This window comes from Nostoc sphaeroides (assembly GCF_003443655.1).
Lineage (GTDB): Bacteria > Cyanobacteriota > Cyanobacteriia > Cyanobacteriales > Nostocaceae > Nostoc > Nostoc sphaeroides.
In genome coordinates, this window is sequence record NZ_CP031941.1 from 2,030,682 (window position 1) to 2,049,078 (window position 18,397).

General features: G+C 41.3%; 16 protein-coding genes and 1 pseudogene. 9 read left to right on the forward strand and 8 right to left on the reverse strand.

Annotated features, from left to right (window positions below; genetic code table 11):
* Nucleotides 1–58: 58 nt before the first annotated feature.
* Nucleotides 59–1,057, reverse strand: coding sequence for a UDP-glucose 4-epimerase GalE (gene galE / locus D1367_RS09225; RefSeq protein ID WP_118165971.1), 999 nt, complete (start codon nt 1,055–1,057; stop codon nt 59–61).
* Nucleotides 1,058–1,470: 413 nt separating this feature from the next.
* Between galE and fraI the strand changes: the two genes are divergently transcribed.
* The 6 genes from fraI (at nt 1,471) to D1367_RS09255 (ending at nt 8,267) form a co-directional block, all read left to right on the forward strand.
* A complete protein-coding gene (fraI, locus tag D1367_RS09230) occupies nt 1,471–2,124 on the forward strand; it encodes a septal nanopore formation protein FraI (protein ID WP_118165974.1) in 654 nt (217 codons plus the stop codon).
* 255 nt (nt 2,125–2,379) lie between these two features.
* The gene (locus tag D1367_RS09235; RefSeq protein WP_118165977.1) at nt 2,380–4,131 is read left to right on the forward strand and encodes an ABC transporter ATP-binding protein; all 1,752 of its coding nucleotides are present in this window, start codon (nt 2,380–2,382) and stop codon (nt 4,129–4,131) included.
* Between the two features lie 189 nt (nt 4,132–4,320).
* Entirely contained in the window at nt 4,321–4,995 is a 675-nt protein-coding gene (locus D1367_RS09240; RefSeq protein ID WP_118165980.1) for a HupE/UreJ family protein, read from the forward strand.
* A gap of 394 nt (nt 4,996–5,389) precedes the next feature.
* Nucleotides 5,390–5,953 carry a hypothetical protein gene (locus D1367_RS09245; protein ID WP_118165982.1) on the forward strand — a complete coding sequence of 188 codons (564 nt, stop codon included), beginning with the start codon at nt 5,390–5,392 and terminating at the stop codon, nt 5,951–5,953.
* A 74-nt stretch (nt 5,954–6,027) separates the two neighbouring features.
* The gene (locus tag D1367_RS09250; protein ID WP_118165985.1) at nt 6,028–6,399 is read left to right on the forward strand and encodes a C6orf136 family protein; all 372 of its coding nucleotides are present in this window, start codon (nt 6,028–6,030) and stop codon (nt 6,397–6,399) included.
* Nucleotides 6,400–7,514: 1,115 nt separating this feature from the next.
* Entirely contained in the window at nt 7,515–8,267 is a 753-nt protein-coding gene (locus D1367_RS09255) for a hypothetical protein (protein ID WP_118165988.1), read from the forward strand.
* Nucleotides 8,268–8,502: 235 nt separating this feature from the next.
* On the opposite strand, the pseudogene D1367_RS09260 reads toward D1367_RS09255, so the two are convergent.
* The 7 genes and pseudogenes from D1367_RS09260 to D1367_RS09290 form a co-directional block, all read right to left on the reverse strand.
* Nucleotides 8,503–9,775, reverse strand: a pseudogene (locus D1367_RS09260) (ribulose bisphosphate carboxylase small subunit).
* A 91-nt stretch (nt 9,776–9,866) separates the two neighbouring features.
* Complete coding sequence (locus D1367_RS09265; RefSeq protein WP_118165991.1) at nt 9,867–10,253, reverse strand: type II toxin-antitoxin system VapC family toxin; 387 nt, start codon at nt 10,251–10,253, stop codon at nt 9,867–9,869.
* Nucleotides 10,250–10,477, reverse strand: a complete 228-nt coding sequence (locus D1367_RS09270) for a type II toxin-antitoxin system Phd/YefM family antitoxin (RefSeq protein ID WP_118165993.1) — start codon at nt 10,475–10,477, stop codon at nt 10,250–10,252. Before D1367_RS09270 ends, D1367_RS09265 begins: the two co-directional genes overlap by 4 nt.
* A gap of 55 nt (nt 10,478–10,532) precedes the next feature.
* The gene (locus D1367_RS09275) at nt 10,533–11,573 is read right to left on the reverse strand and encodes a tetratricopeptide repeat protein (protein ID WP_181985117.1); all 1,041 of its coding nucleotides are present in this window, start codon (nt 11,571–11,573) and stop codon (nt 10,533–10,535) included.
* 151 nt (nt 11,574–11,724) lie between these two features.
* Nucleotides 11,725–12,063 carry a ribulose bisphosphate carboxylase small subunit gene (locus tag D1367_RS09280; protein ID WP_118165998.1) on the reverse strand — a complete coding sequence of 113 codons (339 nt, stop codon included), beginning with the start codon at nt 12,061–12,063 and terminating at the stop codon, nt 11,725–11,727.
* Nucleotides 12,064–12,110: 47 nt separating this feature from the next.
* Nucleotides 12,111–12,518: a RuBisCO chaperone RbcX gene (gene rcbX, locus D1367_RS09285; protein ID WP_118166000.1), complete on the reverse strand. Its 408-nt coding sequence runs from the start codon at nt 12,516–12,518 to the stop codon at nt 12,111–12,113.
* Nucleotides 12,519–12,725: 207 nt separating this feature from the next.
* Nucleotides 12,726–14,156, reverse strand: a complete 1,431-nt coding sequence (locus tag D1367_RS09290) for a form I ribulose bisphosphate carboxylase large subunit (RefSeq protein ID WP_118166003.1) — start codon at nt 14,154–14,156, stop codon at nt 12,726–12,728.
* 969 nt (nt 14,157–15,125) lie between these two features.
* Between D1367_RS09290 and D1367_RS09295 the strand changes: the two genes are divergently transcribed.
* The 3 genes from D1367_RS09295 to D1367_RS09305 all read left to right on the forward strand — a co-directional run bounded on the left by D1367_RS09295 (nt 15,126) and on the right by D1367_RS09305 (nt 18,358).
* Nucleotides 15,126–16,232, forward strand: a complete 1,107-nt coding sequence (locus tag D1367_RS09295; RefSeq protein WP_118166005.1) for a ligand-binding sensor domain-containing protein — start codon at nt 15,126–15,128, stop codon at nt 16,230–16,232.
* 125 nt (nt 16,233–16,357) lie between these two features.
* Nucleotides 16,358–17,128: a 3-methyl-2-oxobutanoate hydroxymethyltransferase gene (panB, locus tag D1367_RS09300; protein ID WP_118166008.1), complete on the forward strand. Its 771-nt coding sequence runs from the start codon at nt 16,358–16,360 to the stop codon at nt 17,126–17,128.
* Between the two features lie 402 nt (nt 17,129–17,530).
* A complete protein-coding gene (locus D1367_RS09305) occupies nt 17,531–18,358 on the forward strand; it encodes an Rpn family recombination-promoting nuclease/putative transposase (RefSeq protein WP_118166011.1) in 828 nt (275 codons plus the stop codon).
* The last annotated feature ends 39 nt before the right edge of the window (nt 18,359–18,397 follow it).

Here is an 18,397-nt window from a genome sequence, read left to right on the forward strand (position 1 = left end):
TCCAAACTCCAAACTCCAAACTCCAAACTCCAAACTCCAAACTCCAAACTCCTAACTTTTATTTATGTCGCTTCTGATGCCACTGCCACGCATGAGCGACAATATCTTCGATGGATGGATACTGAGGTTTCCAGCCTAAAATTGTTCTGGCTTTCTCGCTGGCGCCAATGAGAATTGGAGGATCACCAGGACGGCGATCGCGTTCTTGTACTGGTATAGAAACTCCTGTCACCTGTTCGGTAGCTGCAATTACTTCTCTGACAGAGAAACCGCTACCATTACCCAAATTGAAAACTTCGCTATCGTTACCTTTTAATAAATATTCCAATCCCAAAATATGGGCATCAGCTAAGTCGTTAACATGAATATAATCACGAATACAAGTACCATCGGGCGTAGGGTAATCAGTGCCGAAAATTGAGATGGATTCTCGTTTACCTAAAGCTGTCATCAACACCAAGGGAATCAAATGGGTTTCTGGGTTGTGATCCTCACCCAGCAAGCCACTGGGATTAGCACCAGCAGCATTAAAATAGCGGAAACGCACTGATTTAAAACCGTAAGCAACATCAAAATCAGAAAGAATCCGCTCTACCATTAGCTTTGTAGCGCCATAAGGATTAATCGGATTTTGGGGATGATTTTCTGGAATGGGTACAAATTCCGGTACACCGTAGGTGGCACAGGTAGAAGAAAAGACAAATTTCTTCACAGATGCCGTCAGCATCGCTTCTAAGAGGGTTAAAGTACCAACAACGTTATTGCGGTAATATTTAGCCGGATCAGTCACCGATTCTCCTACGTAGGCATAAGCAGAAAAGTGCATCACAGCAGCAATATCGCGGGTTTTAAATAGGTGATCTAGCAAGGCGCGATCGCCTGTATCCCCTACTATCAGTTCTACCTGTAAAACCTTTTCTACCAGGTCACGATGCCCATAGACTAGATTATCAAGTATGACAACGTTATAACCCGCTTGCTTCAAAGCAAGCACCGCGTGAGAACCAATATATCCAGCTCCCCCCGTTACCAAAATGCTAGGCTTTCCAGGCGACATAGTTTTTCCTTTTTAGTGGATTACTCAATTAATTTAGTTTACCGGTACCATATTACTCTTCTGGAAAAATATAAATAATAGACGCAGTGTCAAAAAATTGCACTAAAATCACTACGACGGTAGTCATTGGGTGTGAGGTTTGAGGTATTTTAAGTCAAACAGTGCGATTACAATTTGGCAATAAAATAAATCCATTTCCCGAAACCTCTAGGTTGACCCTTACGGGTGACGCTCCTAGCGTCGCTAAAGCTAAGAAGTCGCTAGTTGTTTTATGCAGGGAAACCATGCACGACAGTTCCTCTTGGGGAGCCACTTGTTCTCTGAACAAGATAAGTGGCGTGGAAATCCCAAGCAAAGTGGACTGTCTTACCACCACATTGGCTCACTGCACCAGAAAATTTGAGAGTTAATCTATGTTTCTATTGTTAAGCCGAGTACTGCTGTGGCTGCTGATTGGCACTATCGTATATTCTCTGTTCCAGCGATTTTATCCCTCTGGAACTTTTGTCGGGCGATTAATCCTAGTCGTTATCTTGGTAATCGTAGCCCTATCATTTCTTAACCCCAGTGAACCTGCTGTGGCGTCTTTGTGGAGGATGCTGTCTTTTCCACTCAAGCCACTAGGAGCCTCTGTTTTACTGATGATTCTTGCAGCTCAGAAAATCAAAGGAGGCGGAATAGAAAAACCAGGAGGATACTTGATCGGTTGGGCACTGACAATTTTGCTGTTATCAAGTACACCAGCAGTTGCCTATTTCCTTTATCGGGCACCTCTAGCAATGACAGGTGAAACCTATGTAGCAACTGCTACACCAACATCTGGCACACTAGTGGCATTAGGGCAACAAAGCACCGCAGCGAACATCTCAGATGTGACGGGGGATGGCATTCTTTCTTATAATTTGAGAGTACCTCCCTACCTATTACAAGGAAATCTTCAAGATATTCGTACACGCGGTTTACGACTTGAAGACTTTGTACCGAATTCGGAAACGTTGCAATTGACAACAAGAACTTGGGAAAGTTATCTCGTTGAAATTTACAGGTTCATGCGTGTTCAGCGGTAATAAAGTAAAAAAATAAATACTAAAAAGACCGCAATGCCATGCTTTAGTAACGCGACCCGAAATTCAGAGTTACGAATTTGCAAGGGTTTCATTCAACTAAAGATTGGGGATTGGGAAAATTTAAATCGGGATTCAGACCCCATTCTTTCCCAATCCCCAGTTCCCACTCACTAGTCCCCAGTCCCCAATCCCCTACATAGCTGTCTTCTTGGACTAGCAGTTAATCTAGGATGATAAAGTTGCAAAATTGCTTTAATGGCAAAATCTCGACGAATCACTAAACTCACTGCTTACCTACGTCCCCATTGGCGCGAGGCGTCTTTAGGCATTCTCGCTTTGTTGTCTGTCAATGCACTGGGCGTTTATATCCCCTTGTTGATTCGTGCTGGTGTTGACAAACTCTCCACAACCTTCGTCTTGAGCCAAATACTACATGACGTAGTAATCATTGTCTTACTCAGTTCGGCGATGTGGCTAATGCGGATGGCATCCCGTATTTGGCTATTTGGGGTGGGGCGACAGGTAGAATTTGACCTGAAACAAAGGATTTTTGAACACTTACTCAAGCTGGAGCCGGCTTATTTTGCCAGTAATACTGCTGGCGATTTGATTAATCGGGCTACCAGTGATGTGGACAATATCAAGCGGTTATTGGGTTTTGCAGTTTTAAGTTTGGCAAATACCGTGTTTGCCTACGCCCTGACACTGCCAGTAATGCTGGCGATTAGTGTGGATATCACACTAGCCTCCCTGGCAGTGTACCCTTTTATGCTCTTGTTAGTGAGTATGTTTAGCGATCGCTTACGCAAGCAACAAGCAGCAGTCCAAGAGCAACTCTCTGACATCAGCGAACTTATCCAAGAGGATATCAGTGGCATTGCCTTAATTAAAATCTATGCCCAAGAAGCAAACGAGCGTCGAGCCTTCGCCAAGAAAAATCAGCAGCTATTGACTGCTAACTTGGAACTGGCAAAACTCCGAAATACACTGTTTCCGCTAATTGGTGGGCTAGCTAATGTCAGTTCACTGGTAATCATCTGGCTAGGGGCGGCGCGGATGTCTTCTGGGACGCTTCAGGTTGGCGATTTTTTAGTCCTGTTAATTTATGTAGAGCGTCTAGTTTTCCCCACAGCCCTTTTAGGATTCACAATTACGGCCTACCAACGGGGTGAAGTTAGTATCGATAGGCTTGAATCTATTCTCTCTGTCACACCGAAAATTCAAGACACAGCCGATGCCATACATCTACCAGTGGCTGAACTTAAAGGGGAAGTGACAGCTAAAAATCTCACCTATACTTACCCTGGTTCCACTACTCCAGCCCTAAAAAATGTTAACTTTACTATTGCTCCGGGAGAAACCGTAGCCATTGTTGGGGCAATTGGTGCGGGAAAATCTACTTTAGCCAATGCTTTACCGCGCTTGTTGGATATTGAAACAGGACAATTGTTTTTAGATGGGGTGGATATTACTAAGATAGCGTTGGCAGATTTACGAGGTGCGATCGCCTACGTTCCTCAAGATAGTTTTCTATTTAGTACTACAATCAAAAATAATATCCGCTACGGTGATCCACTTAGTGAACAAGAGCAGATAGAATCTGTCGCTAAACTTGCCCAAATTCAATCAGAAATTGACAATTTTCCCCAGCAATATGAAACTATTGTTGGTGAACGCGGTATTACTCTTTCTGGCGGTCAACGACAACGTACTGCCTTAGCTAGGGCTATGCTGGTCAATGCTCCAGTCTTAATTTTGGATGATGCCCTCTCTAGTGTGGATAATCAAACAGCCACGCAAATCCTCAAAAATCTCTCTGGTGGTACTGTACGCAAAACAGTAATTTTCATTACGCATCAATTATCGGCGGCGGCGGCGGCTGACCGAATTTTTGTGATGGAAAAGGGAAAAATTGTCGAGACAGGCAATCACTTACAACTTTTGCAACAACAGGGTTTATATAGAACTTTGTGGAGCCAGCATCAAGTTGAGGAATTATTGCACTAGTACCGCAAGGCGGAAGTCACGCATTCAAAAGTAAAAAGTATTATAGTGGTTCCCATTCAGATGCGGTACAGCATTACATCGCAAGGTGTAGGGGCACGGCAGTGCCGTGCCCTTACGGGTATACCACGTTAGTTTTTTTTGGTATGTGGGTAGTATAAATTACCGGAAAAACTAATTTGGCAGATGGTAATGTTCAAAACTAAATTATCAAAATCCCATGCTTCGGGGGAATTTTACACCTTGAGGTTAATGCATCGCCATATTGGAGCGATCGCAGTTCTAATTTTAATTAGCTTACTGAGTTCATTGAGTGGAATACCAGTTAACCATACCATCTCTAACTCCTGGGAAGGTTTTATCTGGGGATTGGCAGATCCAGTAATTGGCTTGAATTGTTTAATTGGTATTATTGCTATTGGTTTACTCTCATCTGTATTTGTTCGTGGTGCTGCGATCGCTGGATGTTTTGTCTTAGCAACAGTTTTGGGCATTGTGATTCATTTATTTCAGCTAAATTTACCAGGCACAGAAATAGCGATCGCCATTTCTACCATCGTTTTTGGTACTATGCTAATGATGCCAAATCAACCAAACTTTATAGTACTTACTCTGGTGGGCATCAGTGCTGGTTTATTTCAGGGTTACGCTGATGCCGAATCTATTATTGGGGCAGGAATCATGCCATTAATTGCCTATATACTAGGCATAACCTTAACTCTGTTTGCGGTTGCCATGAGTGCGAGAGAAATTGGTAGTGCAATGGGTATGGGAGAAATAAACCGAATTTTACCCTGGAAAATTAGCATTACTGGCTTCGCTTTGTGTGCGATCGGCATTGTGTTTTTGAGCAATTCGATAATCTAAATCACATATTTCAATTTAGTGGAATACATTCTTTTGTGGGGGCGTACAGCTAAGTGTACGCCCCCACTACGTCTTTAGGCAGAAAATTTTCCACCAAGCAAGTAGCACAGGGTTTTAGTGATTGACACTCCCCGACCGTCGCGGACGGGGATTCTTGATTCAACGAGTCCACTTAGATTAGACCCCTTGCGGTATCTAACCCTCCTTGTGGTTCTGTTACTCAAGGGTTTTCAACGAGTGTTTTTATAAGCTGATGCACCTCTGCGCTAATCTAGTAGTCTGTCAAGAAATAATTGACGGATAGATTAAGAGTAGAGACGGCGATTTATCGCGTCTCCCTAACCGTCAAAATGAATTTGACAGACCACTAGAGGCTATATCTCAAAAAAGGCTTATGACACCTGAAGAAATTGCGGGTACGTTAACAGAATTATTTGGCACATCGCCTGTTAGTACCATCGCTCCTGGATCGTGGCAAGTAGACACTTCAGCTTTCCGGCTGTTGGTGCTGCTTTCCGAAGATAATACTTGGTTGCGAGCTTTACTACCTATTGTGCCTATCCAACAAGCCCAACCATTTTTAGAACAGTTCCTAGAAGCCAACTTTGATGACACTCAAGAAGTACGTTACGCTTTGTATGAAGGGGTGATTTGGGGAGTATTTCAACATAACAGTAGCACTTTAGTGAGTGCAGATTTGTCCAATGCAATCAATCGACTTCTATCTCTCCATCAGACTGGATTAGATAATGTCTTTAATCGACTAATTGAAAGCCGTATCCGGCAAATTATTCAGGCAGCAAAACAGCAAGGACAATCTCTGCAAGCTACTATGCAAAGCTTGGAACGCTTTTATGCAGAAGGAGTGATGGGTGAAATAAATCAAACCTCAGAGGCGCGAGAAGAAGTTTTAGCTGCTTGGCGGCGTCAGTTAGAGCGTTTATGGAATGAGGGTTGATTTCAATTTTTAATAAGGATTTTTATCCGCGCCCGTTTACATATTAAAGTAATTTACACATATATCTATTTATCATGGATATCATTGAAATCCTCAAAGAAGACTATCAAAGATTCCCAGTCAATCAAACTTATAGTATTTACGCTCCAGAGGTTTATTTTCAAGATCCACTAAATAAATTTCGTGGCGTCAAACGTTACAAAGAAATGATTAATTTGATCCAAACTTGGTTTTTAGATCCCAAGATGGACTTACATAATATTCAACGTTTAGGAGACACCATAAAAACTGAGTGGACACTCAGTTGGAATACTCCTCTTCCCTGGAAACCACGGATTTCTATTCCTGGTTGGAGTGAATTAAGTCTCAACTCAGATGGTCTGATTGTCTCCCATATCGATTATTGGAATTGTTCACGCTTAGATGTAGTGAAGCAGCATTTCTAAAGCTTCCGGGTTGACTCTAATAGAGTCTACTAGCGTTGGGGAGTAAGATTCAAAGCCTTTCTCCTTTTAGGCTACGGTGTACGCACAAATCTTATAGCAGTCCTAATACCATTTCTTTGTGAGTCTGCGCCAAACCCTTTTAATTTCTTTCTTTCTTTCTTTCTTTCTTTCTTTCTTTCTTTCTTTCTTTGTGTCCTTTGCGTCCTTGGCGGTTCGTTTTTCTTTCTTCTTTCTTGTACTTAAATATGCTTTACCGCATCTTCATACAGAATTGGTATAAATCATTTGTGAAAATTATATATCTCTTTTTTCTTTCTTATCTTTGCGTCCTTCTCTAACGAGACGCTGCGCGTTGGCGGAAGCCTCTCGTAGAGATAGCGGTTCGTTTCCTTATCTATATTTTTCACGACTCATTTAGGATTGCTATAAAAACCTAGCTTGATGAGGTTTTCTTAAACCGTTATGATTAACATCGTAACCTTCATAACTAACGTTAAAGTAATTGTCTAGAAAAGCAGATGCCATACCTGAATTAAGAGAAATTACTCAGATTTATATATTATTTCCTTAAAAAATAAAAAATTTATTCACTAATTTTACTGAACCACAAAACAGCCTAACTAAGCCAAACTAGCTTTAGAACCCTCTCTAACGAATATATCTATGTCCCGTCCAAAACGTAAATCAGTCTTCTATAAAAAGCTGAATTGAGTTCGGCTGGACTGAAAGCAATTGATTGAAATATGGTTTTGGTGATAATTGCGATTTGCGAAATATGACTCAATCAATTGAGCAGTTCTGCACTATGCTTGATGCTTATAACATCGCTCTAGCTATGATTGACTCTTCCAAAAGCAAAGAGCAAACCCCACTTTTTCATTAAAACCAGCAATTTCTTCTATTGACTAATGCTCCTTGATAAAGAAGCTTGATGTGCAGTTCATATCAGGCAACATCATGCATATTTTATTATGCATTTTGTAGTATAGGCTGATTTTTAGTCATATTGAAAATGCTGCCATGTGCGATTTTCAATAATTTTTCTTGTCTAATTTCTAATTAGACTTTATAGTAATACGGTGTTTTTCCTTAGAATTTCTCGGCAGATTTTTACCATGATTTATTCTCACAAATTGCAGAAGTATTTGGCAGCTTTCTCTTTATCTGTAGTATTAGCAGGTGATTTAGTAATCACACAAAAAGCTCCTCCAGCTTTTGCCCAGACGGTAAATTTATCTATCGGTAATGCTGTAACATTCAGTTGCAATGATAGTGAAACGACAATCAAAGCTAAAAATGGCCCCAGAGTAGTTAAAGGAAATACAGCCTTTTATATTGGTTATCAGCAAGTCTCATCTAATAACAAAAACCCTGTGACAATCCGTTTCAATAGTGGTATCAAATCATGGTGTAGAACTGATTACGAAACAACGAATGACGATGGTACAGGTTACGGATTATATTGGGATGGAGCGAATGTTTTATATGGCGTTTACTCCTCCACTGGTAGTCAGACTGGTAGTGATTTTCGCCGCTTTGCAACTGGGCGTTGGTTGTCTAGCTATGGTAGCGGGGGCGGGCCAAAAGTCGCGGTTATAGCCCGAATTAATCCAGCCAATGGTCAGGTTAACTATGCCACATTTTTAACTTCCAAAAAGGCGGATAATGGACAAACTAACTCTTTAGTTGTCCAAAATCTATCATGGAATGGCACAAATTTGACTGTGCAGGCAAAGTCATGGTGGACTCCTCGTGGCGCTAATACAAATTCCATGACTTGCACTGGTTCATCACCTTATCAATACACAGCAGTATTCACTGGCGATTTAACAAAGGTGAACTCAGCTTTAGCTCTTACCTGTAAGTAAAGCGTTCTCGACAAGCGTGAAGTAAAATTTTGACCTCACTTCCATTCCTCTCTCCTTTTAGGAGAGAGGCTTTGAATTTTTTCCCCTTCCCGAAACGGGAAGGGGGTTAGGGGGTTAGGTCTATTTACATACCCGTACCTCACCGGATTGAAAATGGCCATAGTCCATAGTAAGAAAGATTTTCTGCCCACTTTCTTTTGCTAATGACTAATGACTAATGACCAATGACCAATGACTAATTTTTCCCATGCGGACGATGAATAATTGTCTCCAAAACTCGCCGCTTGGCTTTTGGATCAATACCTACTAAGCGGATATACTCACCGCTATATTCTGCCAAAGTTGCCTCTAAGTTTGAGATTGCATCAGACTCGGCATCAATGTGGCTATGAACACAACTTTGCCAAGAACCTGTGCGGAAACGGCGCTCATCTACGTGTTCAATGCTAATTTTGTAACCTTGAGATAATAATTGCCGAATCTGTTCTTGTGTCTCTAGGGTTAAATGTGGGCTTGATACTTCCTGTTTCTGGAATCCATTCGTTTTTGGTTCTTGAGTTGCACCATTACTTGACGACTGATTAATTGGTGTCGCAGGCGGTGTTGTAGATTGAGAATTTCTACCTCGATTGAGTCGGTTGTAATCGTCAACCAAATGGGAATTTTCCACCCGTTTTTGTTCACCAACGAGGAAGTTACCAGACTCGATTCAAGTGAGACAGCCTGAAATCTGGCTTTTTAAATTCTGGTGGCCCTTCAGTGCTGTTAACCACATTCAAGGATACTTTCTCAAAACCTACTTGATGGATGTAGTTGCGGATTTGTTCGTCATAAATGCGCGATCGCAAAGCGCTAAAAAAGTCAATGGACTGATTGACAAATGTATCAACTAGCTGTTCAACTTCCTTCTGCGATAGTCCATCCGCTTCAAAAATCCCCTTGACAATTCCCACTTTGTCGTCTCTATCTGGTTCCCAGTAAAATTTCTCCATCCGTCCATCCCGAATTAACGGTGCATAGAGAGTCGAAAAATCATTACCTGTGACAATAATCGGTACACGATGTAAAGGCGTGGAATCATAGCTTCCAGGCAACTGCACATCTGTGGGATTATCAGCAATATTCATCAGTGTGGCATTTACCAACTGCGTATTTACAGTATATTGAGTGCCTTCATCAAAGCGTCCAGCCCCCGCATCTAAATCGTTAATCATCAGTACACACATTTTGCCGCGTACTTTGATCAGTTCTGCTGTTTCCCGATAGCGCAGCCGAATCAACCGCGCTGGATCTCCTGCATCTGGACTTTCCAATTCGCCGCCAGAAATGTTAGTCACCTCGATACCCATTTTCTCGAAGACTAATTGACATTGAAATGTTTTGCCTTCACCTTTACGTCCGTGAATACCTAAAATCACGGGAACTCGCACGCCAGGAAGCTTTAGAAAGTTTTTGGTGATGTGGACAGCCAATTTGTCCAGAAAGCGGGGAGCGATGTAGTAACCCATAAAATTATTTTTGCCTAGCACTGCTTAAAGTAATGTTAAGTTTTTTTGGTGATAACTGTTTATTTATCTTTTGGTAGAAAAGCAACGCTACCTACCACATACGTCTTATTGGATATGCATCAAAAATTTTATCGGCACTCAGTAAAGGTATATTTTCCACTATCGATTGTGCAATTAAAATTCTGTCAAATGGGTCACGGTGATGTAAAGATAGTGTGGCAACAACAGTAACATGGGTAATTTTGATATCGAGTAAACTAAAATCGTTCAGATTGAGTTGCTGTGTGATGAATATTTCAAATGACTGATTGAAACTAAGCTTGCCTAAATTCTGCTTAATAGCTATTTCCCATAGACTAGCGATACTTAGTAAAATTTCATTATTCTCATCATTGATTAATGCTACTACTTGATTACTAAGTCTTGAATTATCCGTCACATACCAAATAAAAGTATGTGTATCCAGCAGTAATCTCATTCCATATATTCCTTAAACTCTTCGAGTGGTTCATCAAAGTCATCAGATATTGTAATTAAACCCTTTGCGCTTCCAGGTTGACGGCGTTGTTTAACTGGCGACACAGGAGTTAACTTCACAACAGGTTGATTATCTTTGATAATAATAATTTCCTCACCACTGAGTGCTGCTTCAATTAAGTCGGATAAGTTTTGAGATGCTTCAGCTAGAGTAATTTGCTGCATAATTACTACTTTGGGGATAAAAAAATAAATGCTAGTCTATAGTTATGACTATAATCTAGTATACTTCATAAGGATTTGTAATATCATTCATATAGCCACAATCGAGCCAACCATCATACCTATCACTCTCAAATTGAGCAGAGTAGTTATTATCGCTAATCTTATTAAATTCTTTCTCAATATTATCTATATATTTTTCTTCTTGTGTTGTTTCAAGATTTATATCAGTATCAAAATCACTTCTCATATTTTTAAGACAAGATTCTTCATATTCTTGGAATTTTTTACTCAAAATTGAACATTCTTCATCATTTCCATAGAATTTAATCCTGACAAATTTCTTATTTATTATACTTACTATTTGCCAACGAGAGTTGATATGAGTTTTTATACCTTGGAGTAATTGTTTCCAAATATCTTTATCTCGAACCAAAACATCAAATGAATAATTAACGTGATTTTGAGAAAAGTTGATTTCAGTTTTGTTATCTCTATTTTCATCTGTCCATTCAGACTTATTAAGTAATTTTATTTTTTCAACAGCATCTTGATAATCTATCTCTTGGGTTTTCTGCTTATATATATCTGCTGCTTTTTTAAAATCTTTAATTGCCTTATCTTTGTCTGCTAATTGATGGTGGATATTTCCTCTATTGTAGTAAGCATCAGCTTTATCAGGATTAATCTGTAATGCTATATCATAATCGTATATTGCCCCTTGTTTATCTCCTAATTCATAGCGGATATTTCCCCTATTATAGTAAGCATCAGCTTTATCAGGATTAATCTGTAATGCTATATCATAATCATATATTGCCTTCTGTTTATTTCCTATAATAGAGTAGACAACTGCCCTATTAAAGTAAGCATAATAATTATTGGGATTAATCTTTAATACTTTGTTATAATCCTTGATAGCTTCTTCTATTGCTCCTAATGCAAAATAAATTATGCCCCTTGCAATGAGAGATTTGGTATTGTTAGGATTAATTTGCAAAGCTCCATTCAAGTCTTCCAAAGCCCCCTGAAAATTTTCTAAATAATAGTTAGCAATACCTCGATTATAGTATGCTTCAGCCCGAGTAATGTACTGCACAAGTACCACCTTTTGCTTTTCAATTTACGATTCTATTCTGCATCACAAATTAAAAACAAACCTCCGAGTTTCCCGTACTCTAAAAAAAAGAGAGGCAGAAAACTCTACCTCTCCTATTTATAATCAACAAATTACTTAAAGCTTGCTAGCTTTAGTATCTGGTGGCTTTGTTGGGTTTGTGAACAAGAAAGCTGAGAATTTGGCACTGCTTGATGTTGTCAAAACCCACAACACGGATATAGCTGGTGTTGAATTGAGAACGGCAAGCTTGAACTTCGCCCAATACTTCTTGAGTGGATTTAGCACCGAACAAAGGCAACTTCCACATTGTCCAATATAATTCTGTTGGCTCAGAAGTTTCGTTAAACTCGATCGCTGGAATGTAACCTTGATTCAAAATGTACTGGATCTGCTTGGCAATTTGAGCATCAGTAAGAGGTGGCAGATAAGAAAGGGTTTCGTAACGACGCTCTTTTGGTAAAGTTTGCATAGCTTTTTGATAATGGGTTGCGATTTTTGACTACTAGGTTGACCGAACTAATTAGATAAGTTATCCAAATTCGGATCTGAAGTTGCTTGCTGTTCTGGTTGCAGACTGGGGCTAGATGCGTCTATTCGTGTGATGCGTTCTAGATGCTGGCGACGCTGCTCCATATTGGCCTGCTGAATGCCAGTACGAACCATTTCCGGTAAAAATTCGATGATTTCTTCCGCAATGTGTTCTCTGACAGTCATGATTCGCAAAGCCAAATCTGGTTTTTCTCGCAACAGTTGTTCAATGTATGATTCACCATTCTGAATTTTGCCAGCAGAAAAGTTATGCAGCCAAAGTTCTAATGGAGGATTCGTTTCGCCTAGCTGTGCCAATACTGTCCTTAGAGCCTGATAAGTCAGGTAGCTTTGGAGAGTTTTGGCTGTGTCCTTCGCAATTTGCTTAAGATTCATGCTTGACCCCAGCCCTGAAGAGTTATGAGTTATGAGTTATGAGTTATGAATTAATGCAAAGCAAATCCTAACTCTTGTACAGACGCAATGAATCGCATCTTTACAGACGCAATGAATCGCATCTCTACAGACGCGATGAATCGCGTCTCTACACTCTTGTACAGACGCGATAAATCGCGTCTCTACTTCTTAACTCCTAACTTTTGATCAGACGGTATCCATTGCTTCAAACTCGAACTTGATTTCTTTCCATAGTTCGCAAGCAACAGCTAGTTCAGGAGACCACTTGGCAGCTTCGCGGATGATATCGTTACCTTCACGAGCCAAGTTGCGGCCTTCGTTACGAGCTTGAACAACGGCTTCCAAGGCGACACGGTTAGCGGTTGCACCAGGAGCGTTACCCCAAGGATGTCCTAGAGTACCACCACCGAATTGTAGTACTGAGTCATCACCAAAGATTTCTACCAGCGCGGGCATGTGCCATACGTGGATACCACCAGAAGCAACTGCCATTACACCAGGTAGAGAAGCCCAGTCTTGGGTAAAGTAAATACCACGAGACTTGTCTTGCTCAATGTAGTTTTCACGCAATAGGTCAACGAAGCCCATTGTGATGCCGCGCTCACCTTCCAACTTACCAACTACGGTGCCGGTGTGGATGTGGTCGCCACCAGACAAACGTAGGGCTTTAGCCAATACACGGAAGTGGATACCGTGGTTCTTTTGACGGTCGATTACAGCGTGCATAGCACGGTGAATGTGCAAGAGGATACCGTTATCGCGGCACCAACGAGCCAATGTGGTGTTGGCGGTGAAACCTGCGGTTAGGTAGTCATGCATGATGATGGGCTGTTTGAGTTCTTTAGCGTACTCAGCCCGCTTCAGCATTTCTTCACAGGTAGGAGCGGTAACGTTTAGGTAGTGACCTTTGATTTCACCGGTTTCTGCTTGAGCTTTGTTGATAGCTTCAGCTACGAACAAGAAGCGATCGCGCCATCTTTGGAATGGTGCGGAGTTGATGTTTTCGTCGTCTTTGGTGAAGTCCAAACCACCGCGTAAGCACTCGTATACAGCGCGTCCGTAGTTCTTAGCGGAAAGACCCAATTTGGGCTTAATGGTACAACCCAGCAAAGGACGACCGTATTTGTTTAACTTATCGCGCTCAACTTGGATACCGTGAGGAGGCCCTTGGAAGGTCTTGATGTAAGCTACTGGAAAACGAATATCTTCTAGACGCAGTGCCCGCAGAGCTTTGAAACCAAATACGTTACCTACAATTGAGGTTAATACGTTGGTTACAGAACCTTCTTCAAACAAGTCCAAAGGATAGGCAACGTAGCAGATGTACTGGTTGTCTTCGCCGGGAACTGGTTCGATGTCATAACAACGACCTTTGTAGCGATCGAGGTCGGTGAGCAAGTCTGTCCACACAGTTGTCCAAGTACCTGTGGAAGACTCAGCCGCTACAGCCGCACCTGCTTCTTCGGGAGGAACACCAGGCTGGGGTGTCATGCGGAACGCAGCTAGAAGATCGGTATCTTTTGGTGTGTAATCGGGTGTGTAATAAGTTAGTCTGTAATCTTTAACCCCGGCTTGATACCCAGACTTGCTCTGAGTCTTCGTTTGAGCGTAAGACATATTTTATCCTTCCCTGAAATCACTCTTGTTAATTATCAAATCACGTTTTGTGCAACTTCCCCTCACCCGATTTTTCCCCCCTTCATCGGGGAGGAGATCAGAAAAAATTTTTTTTAGGGGTTGTTTTTGGCAAAGGTTAGCAGTTTTTTTGCGGCGGACACTTTGGTAGCGGTGGTAGCCCTCCTCACCAGTGTTATCCCCTTCTAGGGGTACACGACCTAGCGCTTCTACTGTTCCCTCTTCTTACGAATCAAAATTCTTTTTTACCTCTTCTTCGCACCCAACTAAACCTTCTCAATTTGACCAAAACTTCCGCTTTTCGCGGCTTGATTTAGATAATTTCCCTACAAATCGGGGTATTCAGGGGATTGGGCTGGCTGGCACACATTCCCGCCTCTACACTCCTTATATCTTCTCCGTTGATGGAAAAGATACCAGAAAAAAATTTACTTGACAGAGATTTAGCAGAGTCGTGAGCGTAAAGATAAAAAATTGCACACCACGTAATTTGTAACTTATTCCACAATATATCAATAATTCGATAAGTTATTCTTTGAAAGTTTTTAACTTATATATTTAATTTTGTTATTACATAAAGATTTAACATTTTGTTACAGATGCTTTACAAGGTGTCATCAATAACTGTAAAGAAGCTTTTGGGGAGTGGGGAGTGGGGAGTGGGGAGTTAGGAGTTAGGAGTTAGGAGTTAGGAGTTAGGAGTTTGGAGTTTGGAGTTTGGAGTTAGGAGTTTGGAGTTAGGAGTTAGGAGTTAGGAGTTAGGAGTTAGGAGTTAGGAGTTAGGAGTTTGGAGTTAGGAGTTAGGAGTTAGGAGTTAGGAGTTAAAAGTTATAAGAATTATTTGCTCAATGCCCAATCTGTATAAAATTTGAGGAAAATTCCAAATTACGTTTAAAAAATCTCGGCTAGGGGAACACTGGAACTAAACCAAAGCCAGTTTAGGTAACGGCTATGGGTACTGTCTCCAAAGGAAATGTCACCGTGGTATTGTTTTGCAAGCGTACTAGTTTATTGACTACTTCTATCTTGCTGGGGTTGATAGCTGTGCCAAGTATAGGATGGGCACAAAAAACCCCTGATATTAATTCATCTGATCTAACTCCTGCTTACCCTCGTTCTGCACCGCCACCGCGAGTAGAACCTTTGCCCGACGAACGAGGGGTGCAAGAAAATTTGCCAAAAACTGATTATCGTGTCGGTAACTTACTGGGAGATATTACTGGCAATCTTTGGGTAGGTTCTTGGCGGGGACTATCGCGGATTGATCCTAAAACTGGCAAGATTATTTCTCGTGTTAGTTTACCGAATGTTGCTATTGGTGCTTTAGCCCAAGACAAAGTAGGACGTTTATGGGTAGGAAGTTATGATGGACTGTTCCGAGTAGACCCCCGTACTAGTGAAATCACCGCGCAGAATTTATTTTTGCCTTCTAAACGGGTGTTGTCATTGTTAGTTGACAAACGGGGTTATTTGTGGACTGGAACCGATAGTGGTTTAGCCCTAATTAGTCCCGACCAAGGCTTAATTATGACAACATTAAAAAATCTGCCTGGTGTCAGCGCTAACACCCTGACTTTAGATGCTGAAGGTCAACTGTGGGTTGGTACACTTGATGGATTGGTACGGGTAAATACTGCTAGTGCTGCGATTATGAAGCGGATAACCGATTTACCAGGGACGACTGTCCAAGCTTTAGCCATCAGTCCAGAAGGATTAATTTGGGCAGGAATGCCAAATAATTTGCTAGTTATTAACCCAAAAACTGGTGCAGTGTTGCGTTCTGTAACTCGCCTGCGTGGGCGTGACGTGACAGCAATACGTTTTGCTAAAGATGGTAGTGTGTGGGTTGGGACTAACAATGGTTTGTTACGATTAAATCCAAATACAGGAGCTGTGTTAGATGCAGAAGTTGCTGGACTTCCTTCTAGTCGAGTTCTTGCCATTGCACCTGATATAGCCAATAAATTATGGATTGGCACTAGTGAAGGTTTAGCTTGGTTAATGCCCAAAACGAGTAGTGCAAAACCGCATATTGCTTTCAGTCGCGCTGTTAAGTAGGGATTAGGGACTGGGGACTAGGGACTGGGGACTAGGAATAAGAAATTTTATCCTAATACCCAATACTTAATAACTAATACCTAATCCCCAATCGAAAATCCAAAATCTAAAATCTAAAATTGGCAATGGCAATTACTACCCAGCAATTAATTCAATGGAAACAACAGGGACGTTCAATTGTGGCGTTGACGGCCTGGGATTATGCGATCGCTCAACTCCTCGATACAGCTGGTGTAGACTTAATCCTCGTGGGTGACTCTATGGCAGTAGTTCTAGGGTATGAAACAACACTGCCGATAACTTTGGATGAGATGATCTACCACGCCAAATCTGTGCGCCGTGGGGTTAAACGCGCATTAGTGGTGGTAGATTTACCATTTTTGACGTATCAAGAAAGTCTCCAGCAAGCAATGCACTCAGCTGGGCGGGTACTCAAGGAAACGGGCGCTCAAGCGGTAAAATTGGAAGGTGGCTATCCAGCGATCGCAGAAACTATTGCTCGTCTGGTAGAAGCTGGAATTCCGGTAATGGGCCATGTCGGTTTGACACCGCAATCAGTACATCAACTCGGTTTGCGACAACAAGGGAAAACCCAAGAAGCGAGTGAGAGGATTTTACTTGAAGCGATCGCTCTGGAACAAGCTGGGGTATTTTCTCTAGTGTTAGAGCATATCCCCGCAGATTTGGCAATGCAGATTACACAAAAATTAAGCATTCCCACAATCGGTATCGGTGCGGGAACTCACTGCGATGGACAAGTTTTAGTTACCTCTGATGTCCTTGGACTTGCTGAGAAGCATCCACCCTTTGCCAAAGTTTACACAAACTTGCGAGAGACGATTACCAAAGCCGTGCAAGATTATGCCGTGGAAGTACGCGATCGGAAATTTCCATAAGTATGGAATTTACGATCAAAAAATACAAGAAGCTGCCAAATAGCTAGTACCGCAAGGCGGAATTCAAAATTCACGCATTCAAAATTCAAAATTAAGACAGAGTAAGCGTTCCGTTGATTTTGAATGGTCTGTTTATTTACGCCGCGCTGTACTAGTTTTCCATCTGGGATAATTTATGCAATCAGAGAGCAGCACATTATAAAACAATACAGTTCAGATAAGACCAAAACACTTGTAGAGACGGCGATTTATCGCGTCTTATAGAGACGGCGATTTATCGCGTCTTATAGAGACGGCGATTTATCGCGTCTCAAAACCCACGATTTTGTAGAAGTAGCGCTTAACCCAAGCGTATTGCATTATAAAATTGCTGAAGTTCAAAACTGTGCTACAACATCCAGAGTGAAAACTGACAGTATATTTTATCGCCTATTTCAAGAGTTTCCCAGTATCTTCTTTGAACTGATTGGCAATCCTCCTGAGACTGCAAATACCTATCAATTCTCTTCAGTTGAAATCAAACAAACTGCCTTTAGAATAGATGGTGTATTTCTTCCGACTCAAGACGGAGAAAATCCGATTTATTTCCTTGAAGTTCAATTTCAACCAGATTCAGATATTTATTTGCGCCTAGTTTCGGAAGCATTTCTCTATTTGCGGCAAAATAAATCTAAAAATTCTTGGCGAGGAGTGGTGATTTATCCCAGAAGGAATATAGATACTGGCGAGCGACAAGATTGCCACGAATTTTTTAATAGCGATCGCATTAGTATAATTTACTTGGATGAACTAGGCGAAGCTGCATCACTACCAATAGGTATTGCTACCCTAAAATTAGTAATTGAAAATGAAGATACAACTATTACTACCGCAAGAGTTTTAATCAACCGTACCAAACAAGCGGTAAATTTACAACTTCCACAAAAACAATTACTAGAATTAATAGAGACAATCCTGGTTTATAAATTGCCTAACATAAGTCGAGAGGAGATAGAAGCGATGTTTGGGTTAAGTGAGTTGAAGCAAACACGGGTTTATCAAGAAGCTAAACAAGAAGGCAAACAAGAAGGCAAGGAAGAAGGTAAACAAGAAGGTCGTTTTGAGGCAAAGTTAGAAGCTGTACCTAAACTGCTAGCACTGGGTTTAAGTGTGGAACAGATATCACAGGCGTTAGATTTGGATGTTGCACAAGTCCAGCAAGCAATACAGCAAACCCCTCTAAATGAATAAATTCAGACAAGCAATGTTTGGCGACAAGCCTTTTTGCAT

What these genes read in the sequence shown, in the direction of transcription:
- fraI (WP_118165974.1), top strand. Translation starts at nt 1,471, where the DNA reads ATGTTTCTATTGTTAAGCCGAGTACTGCTGTGGCTGCTGATTGGCACT.
- D1367_RS09250 (WP_118165985.1), top strand. Translation starts at nt 6,028, where the DNA reads ATGGATATCATTGAAATCCTCAAAGAAGACTATCAAAGATTCCCAGTC.
- D1367_RS09280 (WP_118165998.1), bottom strand. Translation starts at nt 12,063, where the DNA reads ATGCAAACTTTACCAAAAGAGCGTCGTTACGAAACCCTTTCTTATCTG.
- D1367_RS09255 (WP_118165988.1), top strand. Translation starts at nt 7,515, where the DNA reads ATGATTTATTCTCACAAATTGCAGAAGTATTTGGCAGCTTTCTCTTTA.
- D1367_RS09245 (WP_118165982.1), top strand. Translation starts at nt 5,390, where the DNA reads ATGACACCTGAAGAAATTGCGGGTACGTTAACAGAATTATTTGGCACA.
- panB (WP_118166008.1), top strand. Translation starts at nt 16,358, where the DNA reads ATGGCAATTACTACCCAGCAATTAATTCAATGGAAACAACAGGGACGT.
- D1367_RS09270 (WP_118165993.1), bottom strand. Translation starts at nt 10,477, where the DNA reads ATGCAGCAAATTACTCTAGCTGAAGCATCTCAAAACTTATCCGACTTA.
- D1367_RS09265 (WP_118165991.1), bottom strand. Translation starts at nt 10,253, where the DNA reads ATGAGATTACTGCTGGATACACATACTTTTATTTGGTATGTGACGGAT.
- galE (WP_118165971.1), bottom strand. Translation starts at nt 1,057, where the DNA reads ATGTCGCCTGGAAAGCCTAGCATTTTGGTAACGGGGGGAGCTGGATAT.
- D1367_RS09295 (WP_118166005.1), top strand. Translation starts at nt 15,126, where the DNA reads ATGGGTACTGTCTCCAAAGGAAATGTCACCGTGGTATTGTTTTGCAAG.
- D1367_RS09240 (WP_118165980.1), top strand. Translation starts at nt 4,321, where the DNA reads ATGTTCAAAACTAAATTATCAAAATCCCATGCTTCGGGGGAATTTTAC.
- D1367_RS09290 (WP_118166003.1), bottom strand. Translation starts at nt 14,156, where the DNA reads ATGTCTTACGCTCAAACGAAGACTCAGAGCAAGTCTGGGTATCAAGCC.
- rcbX (WP_118166000.1), bottom strand. Translation starts at nt 12,518, where the DNA reads ATGAATCTTAAGCAAATTGCGAAGGACACAGCCAAAACTCTCCAAAGC.
- D1367_RS09235 (WP_118165977.1), top strand. Translation starts at nt 2,380, where the DNA reads ATGGCAAAATCTCGACGAATCACTAAACTCACTGCTTACCTACGTCCC.